The sequence below is a fragment of the Streptomyces sp. NPDC101776 genome, assembly GCF_044766845.1.
In the GTDB taxonomy this organism is placed as follows: Bacteria; Actinomycetota; Actinomycetes; order Streptomycetales; family Streptomycetaceae; genus Streptomyces.
The window spans coordinates 150,554-169,053 of sequence record NZ_JBIWMV010000011.1 but is presented as its reverse complement, the minus strand read 5'-3'; the positions used below and the strand labels follow the sequence as shown (position 1 = coordinate 169,053).

At 69.5% G+C, this 18,500-nt stretch carries 19 protein-coding genes and 1 riboswitch; of the genes, 18 read left to right on the top strand and 1 reads right to left on the bottom strand.

Going from position 1 to position 18,500, the window contains the following annotated elements; genetic code table 11:
• Nucleotides 1-34 precede the first annotated feature (34 nt).
• From lepB (ACIRRY_RS30455) to ACIRRY_RS30405, 11 genes are all read left to right on the top strand, one after another.
• Nucleotides 35-751 carry a signal peptidase I gene (gene lepB / locus ACIRRY_RS30455; protein WP_403978731.1) on the top strand — a complete coding sequence of 239 codons (717 nt, stop codon included), beginning with the start codon at nucleotides 35-37 and terminating at the stop codon, nucleotides 749-751.
• On the top strand, nucleotides 744-1,862 hold the full coding sequence (lepB, locus tag ACIRRY_RS30450; protein ID WP_403978728.1) for a signal peptidase I: 1,119 nt from the start codon (nucleotides 744-746) through the stop codon (nucleotides 1,860-1,862). Before lepB (ACIRRY_RS30455) ends, lepB (ACIRRY_RS30450) begins: the two co-directional genes overlap by 8 nt.
• Complete coding sequence (lepB, locus tag ACIRRY_RS30445) at nucleotides 1,750-2,724, top strand: signal peptidase I (RefSeq protein ID WP_403978726.1); 975 nt, start codon at nucleotides 1,750-1,752, stop codon at nucleotides 2,722-2,724. The genes lepB (ACIRRY_RS30450) and lepB (ACIRRY_RS30445) overlap by 113 nt, the downstream gene beginning before the upstream one ends.
• Before the next feature lie 78 nt (nucleotides 2,725-2,802).
• Entirely contained in the window at nucleotides 2,803-3,582 is a 780-nt protein-coding gene (gene lepB, locus ACIRRY_RS30440) for a signal peptidase I (RefSeq protein ID WP_403978723.1), read from the top strand.
• Nucleotides 3,572-4,111, top strand: a complete 540-nt coding sequence (locus ACIRRY_RS30435; protein WP_403978721.1) for an NUDIX hydrolase — start codon at nucleotides 3,572-3,574, stop codon at nucleotides 4,109-4,111. Before lepB (ACIRRY_RS30440) ends, ACIRRY_RS30435 begins: the two co-directional genes overlap by 11 nt.
• 56 nt (nucleotides 4,112-4,167) lie before the next feature.
• Nucleotides 4,168-4,476 carry a DUF2469 domain-containing protein gene (locus ACIRRY_RS30430; protein ID WP_003965949.1) on the top strand — a complete coding sequence of 103 codons (309 nt, stop codon included), beginning with the start codon at nucleotides 4,168-4,170 and terminating at the stop codon, nucleotides 4,474-4,476.
• Nucleotides 4,477-4,619: 143 nt separating this feature from the next.
• A complete protein-coding gene (locus tag ACIRRY_RS30425; RefSeq protein ID WP_403978718.1) occupies nucleotides 4,620-4,982 on the top strand; it encodes a YraN family protein in 363 nt (120 codons plus the stop codon).
• A 1-nt stretch (nucleotide 4,983) separates the two neighbouring features.
• Nucleotides 4,984-6,609 carry a YifB family Mg chelatase-like AAA ATPase gene (locus tag ACIRRY_RS30420; RefSeq protein WP_403978715.1) on the top strand — a complete coding sequence of 542 codons (1,626 nt, stop codon included), beginning with the start codon at nucleotides 4,984-4,986 and terminating at the stop codon, nucleotides 6,607-6,609.
• 728 nt (nucleotides 6,610-7,337) lie between these two features.
• Nucleotides 7,338-8,468: a DNA-processing protein DprA gene (gene dprA, locus ACIRRY_RS30415; protein WP_403979074.1), complete on the top strand. Its 1,131-nt coding sequence runs from the start codon at nucleotides 7,338-7,340 to the stop codon at nucleotides 8,466-8,468.
• A gap of 271 nt (nucleotides 8,469-8,739) precedes the next feature.
• Nucleotides 8,740-9,582, top strand: a complete 843-nt coding sequence (gene whiG, locus ACIRRY_RS30410; protein ID WP_403978712.1) for an RNA polymerase sigma factor WhiG — start codon at nucleotides 8,740-8,742, stop codon at nucleotides 9,580-9,582.
• Between the two features lie 118 nt (nucleotides 9,583-9,700).
• Nucleotides 9,701-10,258: a TetR/AcrR family transcriptional regulator gene (locus tag ACIRRY_RS30405; protein WP_403979071.1), complete on the top strand. Its 558-nt coding sequence runs from the start codon at nucleotides 9,701-9,703 to the stop codon at nucleotides 10,256-10,258.
• A gap of 72 nt (nucleotides 10,259-10,330) precedes the next feature.
• Here the strand turns inward: ACIRRY_RS30405 and ACIRRY_RS30400 are convergent, their stop codons facing one another.
• Nucleotides 10,331-10,909 (bottom strand): murein hydrolase activator EnvC family protein, encoded by a 579-nt coding sequence (locus ACIRRY_RS30400; RefSeq protein ID WP_403978709.1) that lies wholly within the window; start codon nucleotides 10,907-10,909, stop codon nucleotides 10,331-10,333.
• Nucleotides 10,910-11,190: 281 nt separating this feature from the next.
• Between ACIRRY_RS30400 and rpsB the strand changes: the two genes are divergently transcribed.
• From rpsB to ACIRRY_RS30365, 7 genes are all read left to right on the top strand, one after another.
• On the top strand, nucleotides 11,191-12,168 hold the full coding sequence (gene rpsB, locus ACIRRY_RS30395) for a 30S ribosomal protein S2 (protein ID WP_403978706.1): 978 nt from the start codon (nucleotides 11,191-11,193) through the stop codon (nucleotides 12,166-12,168).
• A 195-nt stretch (nucleotides 12,169-12,363) separates the two neighbouring features.
• Entirely contained in the window at nucleotides 12,364-13,200 is an 837-nt protein-coding gene (gene tsf, locus ACIRRY_RS30390; RefSeq protein ID WP_403978703.1) for a translation elongation factor Ts, read from the top strand.
• Nucleotides 13,201-13,404: 204 nt separating this feature from the next.
• Nucleotides 13,405-14,163, top strand: coding sequence for a UMP kinase (pyrH, locus tag ACIRRY_RS30385; protein WP_403978700.1), 759 nt, complete (start codon nucleotides 13,405-13,407; stop codon nucleotides 14,161-14,163).
• A gap of 130 nt (nucleotides 14,164-14,293) precedes the next feature.
• Complete coding sequence (gene frr / locus ACIRRY_RS30380; protein WP_403978698.1) at nucleotides 14,294-14,851, top strand: ribosome recycling factor; 558 nt, start codon at nucleotides 14,294-14,296, stop codon at nucleotides 14,849-14,851.
• On the top strand, nucleotides 14,851-16,041 hold the full coding sequence (locus ACIRRY_RS30375; RefSeq protein ID WP_403978695.1) for a phosphatidate cytidylyltransferase: 1,191 nt from the start codon (nucleotides 14,851-14,853) through the stop codon (nucleotides 16,039-16,041). The genes frr and ACIRRY_RS30375 overlap by 1 nt, the downstream gene beginning before the upstream one ends.
• A gap of 92 nt (nucleotides 16,042-16,133) precedes the next feature.
• Nucleotides 16,134-17,240 carry a 23S rRNA (adenine(2503)-C(2))-methyltransferase RlmN gene (gene rlmN / locus ACIRRY_RS30370; protein ID WP_403978693.1) on the top strand — a complete coding sequence of 369 codons (1,107 nt, stop codon included), beginning with the start codon at nucleotides 16,134-16,136 and terminating at the stop codon, nucleotides 17,238-17,240.
• A 31-nt stretch (nucleotides 17,241-17,271) separates the two neighbouring features.
• Nucleotides 17,272-17,378, top strand: a riboswitch (TPP riboswitch).
• Complete coding sequence (locus tag ACIRRY_RS30365) at nucleotides 17,375-18,448, top strand: thiamine ABC transporter substrate binding subunit (RefSeq protein WP_403978691.1); 1,074 nt, start codon at nucleotides 17,375-17,377, stop codon at nucleotides 18,446-18,448. Its footprint overlaps the riboswitch before it by 4 nt.
• Nucleotides 18,449-18,500: the final 52 nt, after the last annotated feature.

Below are 18,500 nucleotides of genomic sequence, written 5' to 3'. Positions count from 1 at the left end.
GGTTCTCATCGGGGCCGGATAGCATCTGGCTCCGATGGACACCGAAGCACAGCCCACGGAGCGCGATCGCTCCTCCAGCCCTTCCGACTCCGAGGACACCTCGGACACCGGAGGACCGGAGGAACGGTCGCGTTTCGCGTTGCTGTCGCGTGTCGCGGAGTGGGTGCCCGGCGGCCGGATCACCCTGACTGCCCTGGTCTGTCTGGTGTTCCTGCTGCTTCTCAACACGTTCTTACTGCAACCATTCCAGATTCCCAGCGGATCCATGGAATCCGGATTGAGGATCGGCGACCGCGTTCTCGTAAATAAGTTGGCGTACCGTTTTGGTGCCCATCCGAGGCGCGGCGACATCGTTGTGTTCGACGGCACCGGCTATTTCGGGGACGCCGACTACATCAAGCGCGTTGTGGGTGTGGGGGGAGACCGCGTGGTCTGCTGCGACGAGAAGGGGAGGCTCGAGGTGAACGGGCGGTCGGTCGACGAGACGGCGTTCCTGTATCCCGGTGACGCTCCGTCCACCGTGGCTTTCGACGTCGTGGTACCCGACGGCACGCTGTTCGTCCTCGGTGACCACCGCGGCGACTCAAGCGACTCCCGGGACCACCTGGGCGATCCGGGCGGAGGCATGATTCCCGTTGGTGACGTCATCGGACGGGCCGATTGGATCGTCTGGCCCGCCGGGCACTGGACCCACCTCGTCCGACCCGGTGCCTACGCGCGCGTACCCGCCGCGGACGGCGCCCATGGGTAATCGCGGCAAGCCGCGCGGCGCTGAGCCGGGCGGCAACTTCGGGAACGAGAACCTGCTGCCGACCGGCTTCCGGCGCGCGGGCGCGGGCGCGCTCGCCCCGGCGGGGGGCGCCGGCCGCAGCCGTGCCGAGCGGCGCAAGCTCCAGCGCAAGGTCAAGCGGCGACGACGACGCGGCGCGGTCCGGGAGATACCCCTCCTGGTCGGTGTCGCGGTCCTCATAGCCCTCGTCCTGAAGACCTTCCTCCTCCAGGCGTTCGTGATCCCGTCGGGCTCCATGGAGCAGACGATCCGCATCGGCGACCGCGTCCTGGTCGACAAGTTCACCCCGTGGTTCGGCTCCGAGCCCAAGCGCGGCGACGTCGTCGTCTTCCACGACCCGGGCGGCTGGCTCGCGGACGAACAGACCACCAAGAAGAACGACCCCATCGTCGTCAAGCAGTTCAAGGAAGGCCTTCAGTTCATCGGCCTGCTGCCGTCGGACAACGAGAAGGACCTCATCAAGCGGGTCATCGGCGTCGGCGGCGACCACGTCAAGTGCTGTGACGCGCAAGGGCGGGTGACCGTCAACGGGGTGCCCCTGACCGAGGGCGACTACCTGTATCCCGGGAACTCCCCGTCCGAAACGGCGTTCGACATCACCGTCCCCAAGGGCCGGTTGTGGGTGATGGGCGACCACCGCGGCAACTCGGCGGACTCCCGCGCACACCAGAACACCAGCTACGGAGGCACGGTCGCGCTCAGTTCGGTGGTGGGACGGGCCAAGGTGATCGCCTGGCCCATGGGCCACTGGACCAGCCTGAACGAACCTAAAACCTTCGCATCGGTTTCCAACTCGGTGTCGGGGACGACCGCCGGTCCCGAACTGTCGCATAGGGTTGCCCCGGTCGATCCGAACGGATCGATCCAACTCCCGAGCCCTGCGGAACTCCCGCTCGTTATGGGAGTGGTGGGCCTGCGCCGAGGATGGCGCGGGCGGCGGCACAGAGTAAGGAGTTGGCGTGGGGGATGTGGCGGTTGGCGCACGGTCCGGACACGACGGCGAGGAGCACCACGGACACCCCGTGGAAGCACCCGTCCCGGCCGCGGACAGCGCCGTGACCTCCGGGAGTGACTCCGGAGCCGACGAGGACGGTACGGCGCCGGGCGGCCCGACCCGCACTGACGATCAGGGGCCGGGCGACCCGACCCCGCAGCCGAAGAAGCCGCGCTCCTTCTGGAAGGAGCTGCCGATCCTGGTCGTCATCGCGCTGGTCCTCGCGCTGCTGATCAAGACGTTCCTGGTGCAGGCGTTCTCCATCCCGTCCGACTCGATGCAGAACACCCTCCAGCAGGGTGACCGCGTCCTGGTCGACAAGCTCACCCCGTGGTTCGGCTCCGAGCCCGAGCGCGGTGAGGTCGTCGTCTTCCACGACCCGGACGACTGGCTGGCGGGCGAGCCCGCGGCCGACCCCAACGCCCTGCAGACGGTGCTCAGTTGGATCGGCCTGATGCCCTCCGCCCAGGAGAAGGACCTCATCAAGCGGGTCATCGGCGTCGGCGGCGACACCATCTCCTGCAGCGGCACCGGCCCGCTGACGGTCAACGGCAAGGCGCTGAACGAGCCGTACGTCTACGCCGGCAACACCCCGTGCACCAACGACGACCAGGGCGGCCAGTTCACCGTCAAGGTCCCCAAGGGCGACATCTGGGTGATGGGCGACCACCGGCAGAACTCGCGGGACTCGCGCTACAACCAGTCCGACAAGCACCACGGCATGGTCCCGGTGAAGGACGTCGTCGGCCGCGCGATCGTCAAGGCCTGGCCCATCAACCGCTGGGGCACGCTGCCGATCCCGGACACCTTCGACCAGGCGGGCATCAACACCCGGGCCTCGGGCTCCCGCCTCCTGACGGCCGCTCCGGAGGGCCTCGCCCTCGTCGGCGTCCTGCCGATCGCCCTGTGGCGCCGCAGGCGGTCCGCCAAGGTCGGGTAAAGGCCTTGTAGAGCTTGTGACCTTGGTCCCGGAGGAAGGGCTGACCACCCTCGGTACCGCCGGGTAGGGTGCGGACCCATGGGTGGCGAGAGCGCAACACGTACGGCCCCGCGTACCGGCGGTGGCACTGGCAAGGGCCCGGTGGGCAGCCGGACCGGACAGCGACTGTCCGGACTGGCCGTCGCGCTGGGCCTTGTGCTGTTCCTCGGGGGATTCGGCTGGGGAGCGGTGGTCTACCGGCCGTACACGGTACCGACCAGTTCGATGACACCGACGATCGACGCGGGCGACCGGGTGCTGGCCCAGCGCGTCGACGGCGACGAGGTGCGCCGCGGCGACGTCGTGGTCTTCACCGACTCGACCTGGGTGACGAACGCCCCCGTGGTCAAGCGCGTGGTCGCCGTCGGCGGGGACACCGTCTCCTGCTGCACGAACGGCAAGCTGGTCGTCAACGGCAAACAGATCGCCGAGAGTTACCTCAAGGGTGGCCCGGCCGAGATCAAGACGATCCCGGCGGTGAAGGTCCCCAAGGGCCGGCTGTTCCTGCTCGGCGACGAACGCCAGGGGTCCCTGGACTCCAGCGCCCACCTCACGGATGTCGCCAGTGGCACCGTGGCGAGCAGCGCGGTGAGCGCCCGCGTGGACGCCGTCGTCTGGCCGATGAAGGGCATGCTGGCCCGCCCCACCGGTTTCGAACCGCTCGGTGCCCTCTCCCAACCCGGCCCGCTGAGCACGATCATCGCCTTGATCGTCGCGGGCGCGGTCCTCGTCCTCGGCGGCGGCGCCTACGGCCCGATCGCCAAGCTGGCGGCCGGCCGCCGCACCCGCACCCGGACGGAGCCCGCCGGTGCCCGCTGAGGCCACCGAGGAGGGCGCGTACGGCGACTCGTACGAGAGCGGGCTGCGCAAGGTCGCCCGGGTCGTCCTCCTCGACCCGCAGGACCGCATCCTGCTGCTCCACGGCCATGAGCCCGACGACCCGTCCGACGACTGGTGGTTCACGCCCGGCGGCGGCCTGGAGGGCGACGAGACCCGCGAGGAGGCCGCACTACGGGAACTCGCGGAGGAGACCGGCATCACCCAGGTCGAACTCGGCCCCGTGCTGTGGACCCGGACGTGCTCCTTCCCGTTCGCGGGCCGCCGCTGGGACCAGGACGAGTGGTACTACCTGGCCAGGACGTCCGCCACGGCCGAGGGCGTGCCCGGCGCCACGGCCCTCACGGAACTGGAGCGACGCAGCGTCTCCGGAGCACGTTGGTGGACGTGCCGGGAACTGGACCGGGCGCATGAGACGGTGTATCCGACCAGACTCGCCGAGCTGCTCCGCAGGCTGCTCGACGAAGGTCCCCCGGCCGGGCCCGTGACCCTTGACACCGAAATCGTCTAGGGGCGTACGGGACTGGCGCACAATGGTGGGATCGCACGGCTGAAGGGGAACATGCCATGAGCGCCGAGGACCTCGAAAAGTACGAGACCGAGATGGAGCTGAAGCTCTACCGGGAGTACCGCGATGTCGTCGGTCTGTTCAAATATGTGATCGAGACCGAACGGCGCTTCTACCTCACCAACGACTACGAGATGCAGGTGCACTCGGTCCAGGGCGAGGTGTTCTTCGAGGTGTCCATGGCGGATGCCTGGGTGTGGGACATGTATCGACCGGCCCGCTTCGTGAAACAGGTCCGCGTTCTCACGTTCAAGGACGTGAACATCGAGGAGCTGAACAAGAGCGATCTGGAGCTGCCGGGCGGGTGACGGCGGCGCGGGTGACGGCGGCCGGCCGCGGGGTGGCCGTCACTCGTGTGGGTGGCGGAGTTCTCCACAATCACTGAACGGTCCACCAAGATCCACTTGGTGGACCGTTCCGCGTGACGGTTGGTGCCGGAGGTGGTGCCGACATGAACGCACGCAACGCACTCGGCAAGTACGGCGAGACGCTGGCCGCACGACGGCTGGCGGAGGCCGGGATGACGGTCCTGGAGCGCAACTGGCGCTGTGGCAGGACAGGCGAGATCGACATCGTGGCGCGGGACGGGGACGTCCTGGTCGTCTGCGAGGTCAAGACACGGCGGGCCGGTGCCTTCGAGCACCCGATGGCCGCCGTGACACCCGAGAAGGCGGAGCGCCTGCGAGGCCTCGCCGAGCGGTGGATCCACGCGCACGGCGGAGCCCCGCCGGGAGGGGTCCGTATCGACCTGGTGGGTGTCGTCCTGCCCCGGCGCGGCGGGCCCGTGGTCGAGCATGCGCGGGGGGTGGCCTGAGATGGGGTTCGCTCGTACGTGTTCGGTGGCGCTGGTGGGCGTCGAGGGTGTGGTGGTCGAGGTCCAGGCCGACCTCGAACCGGGCGTCGCCGCGTTCACGCTGGTGGGACTGCCCGACAAGAGCCTGACGGAGAGCAAGGACCGGGTGCGGGCCGCGGTCGTCAACTCGGGAGCGCCCTGGCCGCAGAAGAAACTGACCGTAGGGCTCAGCCCGGCGTCGGTACCGAAGAGCGGCAGCGGGTTCGACCTCGCCGTGGCGGCGGCCGTGCTCGGCGCGGCCGAGCGGATCGATCCGCGCGTGCTCGCCGACATCGTGATGATCGGCGAACTCGGCCTGGACGGGCGGGTCCGGCCGGTCCGGGGCATCCTGCCCGCCGTACTGGCCGCCGCGGACTCCGGATACGAGCAGGTCGTCGTGCCGGAGTGCGCCGCCGCCGAGGCCTCGCTCGTGCCCGGGGTGTCCGTGCTGGGCGTGCGCACCCTGCGGCAGCTGATCGCCGTGCTCGCCGACGAACCCGTACCCGACGAGGAACCCGACGAACTGGGACGCCCTGACCCGCTGCTCGCCGGACTGCGCATGCCGGGCACGGGCGCCGCCACGGGGATGCACAGCATGGGCGCGGCCCAGCACGACGCGGGGCACGATCTGGCGGATGTCGTCGGCCAGTACTCGGCGCGGACGGCGGTCGAGGTTTCGGCGGCCGGCGGCCATCATCTGTTCCTCGAGGGCCCGCCGGGGGCCGGCAAGACGATGCTCGCGGAGCGGCTGCCCGCCGTGCTGCCCCGGCTCGGCAGGCAGGAGTCGCTGGAGGTCACGGCGGTGCACTCGGTGGCGGGCCTGCTGCCGCCGGGCAAACCCCTGATCGACGTGGCTCCGTACTGCGCCCCGCACCACTCGGCCACGATGCAGGCGCTCGTCGGGGGCGGGCAGGGGATCGCGCGGCCCGGGGCGGTGTCCCTCTCGCATAGGGGTGTGCTGTTTTTGGACGAAACACCCGAATTCAGCGGTCAGGCCCTGGACGCGCTGCGGCAGCCCCTGGAGGCCGGGCATGTGGTGATCGCGCGCAGTGCGGGTGTGGTCCGGTTCCCGGCGAGGTTCCTGATGGTCCTCGCGGCCAACCCCTGTCCATGCGGCCGCTTCTCGCAGGCCGACGACCTGTGCGAGTGCGCGCCGATGTCGATCCGGAGGTACCAGGCCCGGCTCTCCGGGCCACTGCTCGACCGGGTGGACCTCCGCGTGGAGGTGGACCGCGTCACGCGTGACCAGCTCACCGGACGTGGCTCGCGGGGCGAGTCCACGGCGACTGTCGCGGACCGGGTGCGGGCGGCCAGGGAGCGGGCGGCGGCACGGCTCGCGGACACGCCCTGGCGCACCAACAGCGAGGTGCCCGGCCGTGAACTGCGCAGCCGCTGGCACGCCGAGCGCGGCGCGATGGACGAGGCCGAACGCAGCCTGGAGCGCGGTGCGCTCACCGCACGCGGGCTCGACCGGGTCCTGCGCGTCGCCTGGACGGTCGCCGACCTCGTCGGCCACGACCGCCCCGGCGCGAGGGATGTCGCCCTCGCTCTGCAACTGCGTACGGGAGTGCCGCGGGGTGTGCCTATGGCTATCGGGGCGATGACGTGATCGGGGGCGATGGTGTGGGCGGGGTCGATGAGTGGGCCCGGGCTGATGGTGCGGCTGGGACTGATGGCCGGGCGGGGGGTGGTGCCTTAGCGGGGGGCGGTGGCTGGGACGGGAGTCATGGTCCGGCCGGGGTTGATGGCGCGACCGGGGCCGGTGCCCGGGCGGGGGCCGATGACTGGAGGGGGAGCTGTGATCGGGCCGGAATCGATGACGCCGGCGGGATCGACGATCGGGCGGGAGCCGCTGGCTGGGCCGGGAGTCGCGATCGTGCCGAGGTTGATGGCGCGGGCGGGATCGACGATCGGACCGGGACCAATAACGCGACTGGGACCGACGACCGGAGGGGGGCCGGTGCCCGGGCGAGGGCTGGTGGCGGGGACGGGAGTCATGGTCCGGCCGGGGTTGATGGCGCGACCGGGGCTAGTGATCGGACCGGGGTCGGTGGCGCGACCGGGGCCGGTGCCCGGACGGAGGTCGATGGCTGGACCGGGAGCTGGGATCGGGCCGGGACCAATGACACTGATGGGGCCAATGACCGGACCCGGACCGATGGCGCGACCGGAGCCAATGGCTGGGCCGGGACGGATGATCGAGACGGGGCTGATGACAGGGCCAGGGGCAATGGCCTGGCCAGGACCGATGACCGAGTCCGGACCGATGACCGAGTCCGGACCGATGACCGAGTCTGGCCCGATGACCGGACAGGCCCCCCTGACGACGGCGACGACCTGCTCGCCCGTGTCTTTCTGGCCCGGGTTGTCGAACCCGGTGATGAGGTCGCCGGTCGGTGGATTCGGGAGTTCGGGGCCGTGGAAGTGGCTCGGAGGTTGCGGAGCGGAGGGCCGCAACTCGTCGGGGTGACCGACAAGCGGTGGGCCGGGTTGTGTGCGCGGGCCGGACTGGTCGAGCCCGGGCGGGACTTGGCCGTCGCGCGGGACGCGGGGGTTCGGTTCGTGTGCCCCGGTGGTGTCGAGTGGCCCGCTCAGCTCGACGATCTCGGGGACGCGCGGCCCGTCGGGCTGTGGGTGCGCGGGCTGCCCAACCTGCGGGTGTGGGCGCTCGAGTCGGTCGCCGTAGTCGGCGCCCGCGCCTGCACCGAGTACGGCGCGCACATGGCGGCCACCCTCGCCGCCGGCCTCGCGGAGCTCGGCTGGGTGGTCGTGTCCGGCGGCGCCTACGGAGTCGACGGCGCCGCCCATCGCGGCGCCCTCGGCGCGGGCGGGGCCACCGCCGCCGTGCTCGCCTGCGGTGTCGACCGGCCATACCCGCGCGGCCACGCCGAGTTGATCGGCAGGATCGCCGAACAGGGCCTGGTGATGGGCGAGTTGCCGCCCGGCGAGCATCCGACGCCGAGCAGGTTCATCCTCCGGAACAGGGTGATCGCGGCGCTCACGCGGGGCACCGTGGTGGTCGAGGCCGCGTACCGGAGCGGATCGCTCGTCACCGCGCGGGCCGCGCAGCGGTTGGGGCGCCACACGATGGGCGTGCCCGGCCCGGCCACCAGCGGACTGTCCGCCGGTGTGCACGAACTCCTGCGCGGGGAGGCGGTGCTGGTCACCGACGCCGCGGAAGTCGTCGAACTGGTCGGTGACATGGGCGAACTGGCCCCGGACCGACGCGGACCGGTGCTCCCGCGCGACCTGTTGGAGCCGGCCGCCCGGCGCGTCCTCGCGGCACTGCCCGGCAACAGGGCGGCGCCGCCGGGGGAGATCGCGCGTGGTGCGCAGACCACGGAGGACGACGCGGTCGCGAGACTGTACGAACTCCGAGCACTTGGTTACGTCGAACGACACAGCGACGGCTGGAAGTTGACACGCCAGGCGATGATCTCGGTCCGGCCCGGTCGGGGGCGCCGCTGACCGAGTGTGTTCGGCCGTCCGGGGGAACCCCGACACCCTTGGGAATTCCCGCAGTTGGCGCATTCTGATGATCACGCAGAGCGATCGGGGCAACCCGTTCCGGCGCCCTGTCGAACGCGTCCGTGCCCGGTCCGGGCCCCGCCCTTCGCACACCGCGACACTCCAGTCACGCTACGCTCACGGGGATTCCGGCACAGACCGGCATCTCCACATCACTCCGACAGCTCACCCAGGCAACCCCACTTCACAGCAGAACGGCACAAGGCGACGAATGCCCCAGCACACCTCCGGGTCCGACCGGGCGGCGATCCCCCCAGCCGCCCGTGACGGTGGCAGCGTCCGGCCGCCCGCTCCCTCGACGCTCGAGGAGTTGTGGCGGTCGTACAAGACGACGGGCGACGAGCGGCTGCGTGAGCAGTTGATCCTGCACTACTCGCCGCTGGTCAAGTACGTCGCGGGACGGGTGAGCGTCGGGCTGCCGCCCAATGTGGAACAGGCGGACTTCGTGTCGTCGGGGGTGTTCGGACTGATCGACGCGATCGAGAAGTTCGACATCGAGCGGGAGATCAAGTTCGAGACGTACGCGATCACCCGCATCCGGGGCGCGATGATCGACGAACTGCGCGCGCTGGACTGGATCCCGCGCTCGGTACGGCAGAAGGCGCGCAACGTCGAGCGGGCGTACGCCACGCTGGAGGCGAAGCTCAGGCGCACCCCCAGCGAGGGAGAGGTGGCCGCCGAGATGGGCATCGCGGTGGAGGAACTCCACGCCGTCTTCAGCCAGTTGTCGCTGGCCAACGTAGTCGCCCTGGAGGAACTGCTGCACGCCGGCGGCGAGGGCGGTGACCGGCTCAGCCTGATGGACACCCTGGAGGACACCGCCGCCGACAACCCGGTGGAGGTGGCCGAGGGGCGCGAACTGCGGCGGTTCCTCGCGCGGGCGATCAACACCCTGCCCGAGCGGGAGAAGACCGTCGTCACGCTGTACTACTACGAGGGCCTCACCCTCGCCGAGATCGGCAACGTGCTCGGGGTGACCGAGAGCCGGGTCAGCCAGATCCATACCAAGTCGGTGCTGCAGTTGCGCGCCAAACTGGCGAGTTTCGGCCGTTGAACAGAAGTCGTACGACCTCCTCGACCTCGCAGAATCGTGCCTGCATGGCCCCTGTCACTCCCGCCGGGCGTGGACCGTCCGTAGAGTGGTTGACGTGCCAAGGATTCGAGCGGCCTCCGTGGCCGAGCACCGGTCGATGCAGCGAGCCGCCCTGCTGGACGCGGCTCGTTACCTGCTGTCCGAGGGCGGGACGGAGGCGCTGACCTTCCCGGCCCTGGCCGAGCGGACGGGGCTCGCGCGGTCGTCCGTGTACGAGTACTTCCGCTCGCGGGCCGCCGTCGTCGAGGAGCTGTGCGAGGTCGACTTTCCCGTCTGGGCGGCGGATGTGTCGGCGGCGATGGAGCGGGCCGGCTCCGCCGAGGGCAAGGTCGAAGCGTATGTACGGCAGCAGCTCGCGTTGGTCGGGGACCGGCGGCATCGGGCTGTGGTCGCCATCTCCGCGAGTGAGTTGGACGCGGGGGCACGGGAGAAGATCCGGGCCGCGCACGGGGGGTTGGTGGCGATGATCGTCTCCGCGTTGGCGGAGATGGGGCATGCGGAGCCTCGGTTGGCGGCGATGTTGCTGCAAGGGGTTGTCGATGCGGCTGTGCGGCGGATCGAGCTGGGGGCCGCGGAGGAGCCCTCGGTGATTACCGAGGCTGCGGTGAGTATGGCTCTGCGGGGCGTCCTGAGCTGAGTGTTGGCTGCGGGTCTGTGGGGGCTGGTCGCGCCCGGCGGCGGAGCCGCAAATCGATACAGCCCCGCGCCCCTAAAAAGCTCCGAGCATCGGCAGCAAGCGTGACGGGCCCCTGTTCAGCAGCCATGGAGGCAGTAGCTCCAGCGGGTTCAAGTACACCTCCCCTCTCAGCAAGCCCCAGTGCACGCACGTCGTCGCGCAGTGGGAGCCCGTGAGCTCCACGGTTCCCACCACCTGGCCCGGCTCCACCTCGTCCCCCTTCTTCACCGTCGCGCTCACCGGTTCGTAGGTCGTGCGGAGGTCCGTGCCGGTCAGTTCGACCGCGACCACCCCCCTCCCCGCCACCCGGCCCGCGAAGGAGACCCGGCCCGGTGCCACCGTTCGTACCGGAGCGCCGGCCAGGGTCGACAGGTCCACACCCCGGTGGCCCCGGGCGTAGGGCTTCGGCGGGGGCTCCCAGCCTCGTAGGACCAAGGGGTGGGAGCCGACCGGCCAGGTGCGAGCCAGGGCCGTTACGGGAAGGGGTGGGACCCCTGGTGCCGGTGGTGGGCTGTCGCTCGCGCGGGCCGCGCAGGTCAGGAGGGGCAGCAGCAGGGCCAGCAGTAACGCCAGGGCCGCGTGCACGAGTTGGTCACGTCGTCGCGTTCGCATGGCACAAACCGTGCCGTACCCGTGCCGATCATGGCCGGGACCTGTGGACCGCCGGGTGCTTGTGGACAACGGCGTCACCCGGTACCTCGCGGGTCCCGTACACTTCCTTTGGCGATCCGGGTCACCGGGTCGACTTCGCACGCCCCGACATCTGGTCCTCCGTCGAGAGACGAGAACCGGTGTCAGCGCTCCTCGGTCCTCTGGGCACGCGCACGTGGGCGTCAGGCGCGAGTGCCGTCCCGGTACTCGCGGCACAACCGAGAAAATCAAGGAGAACGGCCATGGCCGTCGTCACGATGCGGGAGCTGCTGGAAAGCGGCGTCCACTTCGGTCACCAGACCCGTCGCTGGAACCCGAAGATGAAGCGCTTCATCTTCACCGAGCGCAACGGCATCTACATCATCGACCTGCTCCAGTCGCTGTCGTACATCGACCGCGCCTACGAGTTCGTCAAGGAGACCGTCGCCCACGGCGGCACGGTCATGTTCGTCGGCACGAAGAAGCAGGCGCAGGAGGCCATCGCCGAGCAGGCCACCCGCGTCGGCATGCCCTACGTCAACCAGCGCTGGCTGGGCGGCATGCTCACCAACTTCTCCACCGTCTACAAGCGTCTGCAGCGCCTCAAGGAGCTCGAGCAGATCGACTTCGAGGACGTCGCCGCGTCCGGTCTCACCAAGAAGGAGCTTCTCGTGCTCTCGCGCGAGAAGGCCAAGCTGGAGAAGACCCTCGGTGGTATCCGCGAGATGTCCAAGGTTCCCAGCGCCGTCTGGATCGTGGACACCAAGAAGGAGCACATCGCGGTCGGTGAGGCCCGGAAGCTCAACATCCCGGTCGTCGCCATCCTCGACACGAACTGCGACCCCGACGAGGTCGACTACAAGATCCCGGGCAACGACGACGCGATCCGCTCCGTCACCCTGCTCACCCGCGTGATCGCCGACGCCGTCGCCGAGGGCCTCATCAGCCGCTCCGGTGTCGCCGCCGAGGCCAAGGGTGACAAGGCCGTCGGCGAGCCGCTCGCCGCGTGGGAGCGCGACCTGCTCGAGGGCGAGAAGAAGGCTGACGAGGCTCCGGCCGCCGACGCCGAGGTGCAGACCTCCGCCGAGACCGAGAAGGTCGCCGACGCCGAGCAGGCCGAGGCTCCGGTCGCCGTCGAGGAGGCCGCTGCCGAGGTCGAGGCGCCCGCCGCCGAAGCCGCTGCCGAGGTTCCCGCTGCCGAGGTCGAGGCCGCTCCGGCCGCCGACGCCGAGCAGGCCTGACCCTCCGGCCAACGGCCTGACCTTCCGGGCCAAAGGGCTGAGCTGAAGTGACGGCGGGTGGTGCCGACCGCGCCACCCGCCGTTCACCTACAGCCCCTAGATCTTCGTAGCCCGTAGATCTTTGGCGGAAGCCCGCTCACCACGCGGCCGCCGCCGACTTCGAGACTTCGAACTCCGAGAAGAGATTTTCAGATCATGGCGAACTACACCGCCGCCGACGTCAAGAAGCTCCGTGAGCTCACCGGCGCCGGCATGATGGACTGCAAGAAGGCCCTGGACGAGGCCGAAGGCAACGTCGAGAAGGCCGTCGAGGCGCTCCGTATCAAGGGCCAGAAGGGCGTCGCCAAGCGCGAGGGCCGCTCCGCCGAGAACGGCGCCGTGGTCTCCGTCATCGCCGACGACAACACCTCCGGTGTCCTGGTCGAGCTGAAGTGCGAGACGGACTTCGTCGCCAAGGGCGAGAAGTTCCAGTCCGTCGCCAACCAGATCGCGCAGCACGTCGCCGCGACCGCCCCGGCCGACATCGAGGCGCTCCTCGCGTCCGAGATCGAGTCCGGCAAGACGGTCCAGGCGTTCGTCGACGAGGCCAACGCGAACCTGGGCGAGAAGATCGTCCTGGACCGCTTCGCCCAGTACGCCGACGGTTACGTCTCCGCGTACATGCACCGCACGATGCCCGACCTGCCGCCGCAGATCGGTGTCCTCGTCGAGCTGGACAAGCCGAACGCCGAGGTCGCCCGCGGTGTCGCCCAGCACATCGCCGCCTTCGCGCCGAAGTACCTGGCCAAGGACGAGGTGCCGGCCGAGGTCGTCGACTCCGAGCGTCGTATCGCCGAGGAGACCACCCGCGCCGAGGGCAAGCCCGAGGCCGCGATCGCCAAGATCGTCGAGGGTCGCGTCAACGGCTTCTTCAAGGACGCGACGCTGCTCGGTCAGCCGTACGCGCTCGACCCCAAGAAGTCCGTCCAGAAGGTTCTGGACGAGGCGGGTGTCACCCTGAAGCGCTTCACGCGCATCAAGGTCGGCATCTGAGTCCGTACCGCGATCGACGCGCGGCGCCCCGCGGAATCCCGCTAGGGTCGTCAACAGTCGGGCCGGTACGCCGTCGCGCACGCGCGCGTGGCGGACGACAGCAGATCTGACGAGGAGGCCATTGCCGAGCATGGGATGCGAACGACACCCCACCGGCAGTGGCCTTCTTCGTATGTGCGACCACGTAAAAGAGGCGAGAACGTCATGACCACCAAGGCCCAGAAGAGCGACGACGGCAAAGTACGCGGCCGGTTCATGTTGAAGCTGTCCGGAGAGGCCTTCTCCGGCGGCGGGGGCCTGGGCGTCGACCCCGATGTGGTGCACAAGATCGCCCGTGAGATCGCGGCCGTCGTACGGGACGGCGCGGAGGTCGCCGTCGTCATCGGCGGCGGCAACTTCTTCCGCGGCGCCGAACTCCAGCAGCGCGGCATGGACCGGGCCCGCTCCGACTACATGGGCATGCTCGGCACGGTGATGAACTGCCTCGCGCTCCAGGACTTCCTGGAGAAGGAGGGCATCGACAGCCGCGTCCAGACCGCCATCACCATGGGCCAGGTCGCCGAGCCGTACATCCCGCTGCGCGCCGTGCGGCACCTGGAGAAGGGCCGCGTGGTCATCTTCGGCGCCGGTATGGGCATGCCCTACTTCTCCACCGACACCACCGCCGCCCAGCGCGCCCTGGAGATCAACGCCGAGGCGCTGCTGATGGGCAAGAACGGCGTGGACGGGGTCTACGACTCCGACCCGAAGACGAACTCCGGGGCCGTCAAGTTCGACGCGCTCAGCTACGGCGAGGTCATCACCCAGGACCTCAAGGTCGCGGACATGACCGCCATCACCCTGTGCCGCGACAACAAGCTTCCGATCCTGGTCTTCGAGCTTCTGGCGGAGGGCAATATCGCCCGCGCCGTCAAGGGTGAGAAGATCGGCACGCTTGTGGGTGACCAAGGCAGCCAGGCCTGATGACCCTGACCGGGGGATGGACAATGTCCTGCCGGTCGGGAACCGTGCAGGAAGAAGACGCGACGCAGCCGGCCGCCGACGCCGACACAGCACAGCAGCCGGGCCTACTCAAGACACGCAGGAGCAAGTGGTGATCGAAGAGACCCTCCTCGAGGCCGAGGAGAAGATGGAGAAGGCCGTCGTGGTCGCCAAGGAGGACTTCGCCGCGATCCGCACCGGCCGTGCGCACCCGGCGATGTTCAACAAGATCGTGGCGGACTACTACGGAGCGCTGACGCCGATCAACCAGCTGGCTTCGTTCTCCGTGCCGGAGCCGCGCATGGCCGTGGTGACCCCGTTCGACAAGACCGCGATGCGGAACATCGAGCAGGCGATCCGCGACTCGGACCTGGGCGTCAATCCCAGCAACGACGGCAACATCATCCGAGTGACGTTCCCCGAGCTGACCGAGGAGCGCCGCAAGGACTACATCAAGGTCGCCCGGACCAAGGCCGAGGACTCCAAGGTGTCCATCCGCGCCGTCCGCCGCAAGGCCAAGGACGCCCTGGACAAGCTGGTCAAGGACAAGGAGTCCGGCGAGGACGAGGTCCGTCGTGCGGAGAAGGAGCTCGACGACACCACGGCGAAGTACGTCGCCCAGGTGGACGAACTCCTGAAGCACAAGGAAGCGGAGCTGCTCGAGGTCTGATGAACGACTCTTCCTGGGGAGCACCGCCACAAGCCGGGTACTGGGGGCCGTCCGACCAGGGGCCTGTCCAGGGGGCTGCCCCGGCGGGTCCCACGTACGATGCGCCTGAGGCGCAGCAGACTCGCCCCATGCCCATCGTGCCCGACGAGCCCGCATACGGCGGACACCAGGATGACGACCGGGGGGCCGCTCGGCTGAGCGGCCCCTTGTTCCGCGACGAGACGCAGCAGCCGCCGTACGACGTACGGCAGTCGCCGTCGTACGACCCGCGGACGCAGCCCTCTGACACGCCGCAGGCGCAGCCCTACGGGGCGGTGCCGCAGAATCCGGAGCCCATGCCCGACGTCCCGCCACCGGCACCCGCCCCGCAGAAGAAGAGCGCGGGCCGGGACCTGGGTGCGGCCATAGGGGTCGGGGTCGGGCTCGCCGTGGTGATCGTGGCGTCCCTCTTCGTGGTGAAGGCCGCGTTCGTCGGAGTGATAGCGGTCGCCGTCGTGGTCGGTCTGTGGGAGCTCACCTCGCGGCTCCAGGAGCGCAAGGGCATCAAGGCGCCCCTCGTGCCCCTGGCGGTCGGCGGTGCGGCGATGGTCGTCGCCGGATACGTCCGGGGTGCCGAGGGCGCCTGGGTCGCCATGGCGCTCACGGCGCTCGCCGTCCTCGTATGGCGGATGACGGAACCGCCGGAGGGCTACCTCAAGGACGTCACGGCGGGCGTCTTCGCGGCGTTCTACGTGCCGTTCCTGGCCACGTTCGTCGCCCTGATGCTCACCGCCCACGACGGCGCCTGGCGGGTCCTGACGTTCCTGCTGCTGACCGTGGTCAGCGACACCGGGGCGTACGCCATCGGCTGGCGCTTCGGCACGCACAAGCTCGCCCCGCGCATCAGCCCCGGAAAGACCCGCGAGGGCCTGTTCGGAGCGGTGTCCTTCGCGATGGTGGCGGGCGCGCTCTGCATGCAGTTCCTGATCGACGACGGCAGCTGGTGGCAGGGTCTCGTCCTGGGCCTCGCGGTCGCGGCCAGCGCCACCCTGGGCGACCTCGGCGAGTCCATGATCAAGCGGGACCTCGGCATCAAGGACATGGGCACGCTGCTGCCGGGCCACGGCGGCATCATGGACCGGCTTGACTCCTTGCTGCCGACGGCGCCCGTGGTGTGGCTGTTGCTGGTGCTGTTCGTGGGATCCGGCTGAAATACGGCCTGACCTGCGGTTCTGTACGTGAGGGGCTCGTTGTCCACAGGGCGGCGAGTCCCTCTTCGTATGTCTGCGACACTGGTAGGGCCATGCCTAAGCCCGGAGAACTCACATTCGTCGCCCCCCGCGGAGCCCAGAAGCCGCCGCGGCACCTTGCCGATCTCACGCCCGCGGAGCGCAAGGAAGTCGTCGCCGCGATCGGGGAGAAGCCGTTTCGCGCCAAGCAGCTCTCGCAGCACTACTTCGCGCGCCTCGCGCACGACCCGGCGGAGTGGACCGACATCCCCGCCGGTTCCCGCGCCAAGCTCCAGGAGGCGCTGCTTCCTGAGCTGATGACCGTCGTACGGCATCTGTCGACCGACCAGGAGACCACCCGCAAGACGCTGTGGCGGCTGTTCGACGGGACGCTCGTGGAGTCCGTGCTGATGCGGTACCCGGACCGGGTCACCATGTGCATCAGCTCGCAGGCGGGCTGCGGGATGAACTGCCCGTTCTGCGCGACCGGTCAGGCCGGCCTGGACCGCAATCTGTCCACCGGCGAGATCGTGCACCAGATCGTGGACGGCATGCGGGCGCTGCGGGACGGCGAGATCCCGGGCGGACCTGCCCGTCTCTCCAACATCGTCTTCATGGGCATGGGCGAGCCCCTCGCCAACTACAAGAGGGTCGTCCAGTCCATCCGCGCCCTCACCGACCCCGAGCCGGACGGCCTCGCGCTTTCCCAGCGCGGGATCACCGTCTCGACGGTCGGACTGGTTCCGGCGATCCACCGCTTCTCCGACGAGGGCTTCAAGTGCCGCCTCGCGATCTCGCTGCACGCGCCTGACGACGACCTGCGCGACACCCTGGTCCCCGTCAACACCCGGTGGAAGGTCCGCGAGGTCCTCGACGCCGGCTGGGAGTATGCCGCGAAGTCGGGACGCCGGCTGTCCATCGAGTACGCGCTGATCCGCGACATCAACGACCAGGCGTGGCGCGGCGACCGCCTCGGCCGCCTCCTCAAGGGCAAGCCCGTGCACGTCAACCTGATCCCGCTGAACCCGACGCCGGGCTCGAAGTGGACCGCCTCCCGTCCCGAGGACGAGAAGGCGTTCGTCGAGGCCATCGCGGCTCACGGGGTGCCGGTCACCGTCCGGGACACCCGTGGCCAGGAGATCGACGGAGCGTGCGGCCAGCTCGCGGCCACCGAGCGGTAATCTTCACCCGTACCACCTGTACGTACACCTTCATATCCGACAGGGGAGCGCGCAGCGCTGAGAGTGCGGCAATCGGGCCGCAGACCCTCTGAACCTCGCCCAGGTCATTCTGGGTAGGAAGTTCGGTCATCACCGTGAACACCAAGAAGTACTGTGCTGTCCTCGTCGGCCTCGGCCTGGTCGCGCTCTCCGCGTGCGGGTCAGGGTCGGACGGGAGCAGCGGAGACTCCAAGACCGTCACCCTCGTCAGCCACGACTCGTGGGCCGTCTCGAAGAGCGTCCTCAAGGACTTCGAGAAGCGGTCCGGCTACACGGTCAAGGTCCTCAAGGACGGCGACGCCGGCCAGGCCGTCAACAAGGCGATCCTGACCAAGGACAACCCCCAGGGCGACGTCTTCTTCGGCGTCGACAACACCCTGCTCTCCCGCGCGCTCGACAACGGCCTCTTCCAGTCCTACGACGCGAAGGGCTCCGCCACCGTCAAGCCCGCGTACCGCGTCGACGAGGCCAAGCACCGGGTCACGCCCATCGACACCGGCGACATCTGCGTCAACTACGACAAGGCCTACTTCAGCAAGCACAAGCTGACCCCGCCGGCCTCCTTCGCTGACCTGGTCGAGCCCGCGTACAAGAACCTCCTCGTCACCGAGAACGCGGCCACCTCCTCACCCGGCCTCGGCTTCCTGCTGGGCAGCGCGGCGCAGTTCGGGGACGACGGCTGGCAGGCGTACTGGAAGAAGCTCCAGGCGAACGGCGTGAAGGTCGTCGACGGCTGGGAGCAGGCCTACGACCAGGAGTTCTCCGGTTCGGCCGGCGGCAGGAAGGCGGGCGGTGACCGGCCCCTCGTCGTCTCCTACGCCTCCTCGCCGCCCGCCGAGGTCATCTACGCCGACCCGAAGCCGACCACCGCGCCCACCGGGGTGTCGTACGGCACCTGCTTTCGGCAGACCGAGTACGCGGGACTGCTCAGCAACGCCAAGAACACCAAGGGCGGCAAGGCCTTCATCGACTTCCTGCTGACCAAGGAGTTCCAGCAGGACATGCCGCTCAACATGTTCGTGTACCCGGTGATCCAAGGCGCCCAGGTGCCGCAGGAGTTCGTCGAGTACGGTCGCCAGGCCCCGGATCCCGAGACCATGGCCCCCGCGAAGATCGCCGCCAACCGGGACCAGTGGGTCAAGTCGTGGACCTCGCTCGTACTGAAGTAGCGGAAGAGGCACCGCGCAAGTCCCTTAAAAACAGGGGTGGTGCGACACGGCT

Excerpts from the sequence above, each read along its gene's own strand:
- lepB (WP_403978731.1), top strand. The coding sequence starts at position 35 with ATGGACACCGAAGCACAGCCCACGGAGCGCGATCGCTCCTCCAGCCCT.
- lepB (WP_403978728.1), top strand. The coding sequence starts at position 744 with ATGGGTAATCGCGGCAAGCCGCGCGGCGCTGAGCCGGGCGGCAACTTC.
- lepB (WP_403978723.1), top strand. The coding sequence starts at position 2,803 with ATGGGTGGCGAGAGCGCAACACGTACGGCCCCGCGTACCGGCGGTGGC.
- ACIRRY_RS30430 (WP_003965949.1), top strand. The coding sequence starts at position 4,168 with ATGAGCGCCGAGGACCTCGAAAAGTACGAGACCGAGATGGAGCTGAAG.
- ACIRRY_RS30425 (WP_403978718.1), top strand. The coding sequence starts at position 4,620 with ATGAACGCACGCAACGCACTCGGCAAGTACGGCGAGACGCTGGCCGCA.
- ACIRRY_RS30420 (WP_403978715.1), top strand. The coding sequence starts at position 4,984 with ATGGGGTTCGCTCGTACGTGTTCGGTGGCGCTGGTGGGCGTCGAGGGT.
- whiG (WP_403978712.1), top strand. The coding sequence starts at position 8,740 with ATGCCCCAGCACACCTCCGGGTCCGACCGGGCGGCGATCCCCCCAGCC.
- ACIRRY_RS30400 (WP_403978709.1), bottom strand. The coding sequence starts at position 10,909 with ATGCGAACGCGACGACGTGACCAACTCGTGCACGCGGCCCTGGCGTTA.
- rpsB (WP_403978706.1), top strand. The coding sequence starts at position 11,191 with ATGGCCGTCGTCACGATGCGGGAGCTGCTGGAAAGCGGCGTCCACTTC.
- tsf (WP_403978703.1), top strand. The coding sequence starts at position 12,364 with ATGGCGAACTACACCGCCGCCGACGTCAAGAAGCTCCGTGAGCTCACC.
- pyrH (WP_403978700.1), top strand. The coding sequence starts at position 13,405 with ATGACCACCAAGGCCCAGAAGAGCGACGACGGCAAAGTACGCGGCCGG.
- ACIRRY_RS30375 (WP_403978695.1), top strand. The coding sequence starts at position 14,851 with ATGAACGACTCTTCCTGGGGAGCACCGCCACAAGCCGGGTACTGGGGG.
- rlmN (WP_403978693.1), top strand. The coding sequence starts at position 16,134 with ATGCCTAAGCCCGGAGAACTCACATTCGTCGCCCCCCGCGGAGCCCAG.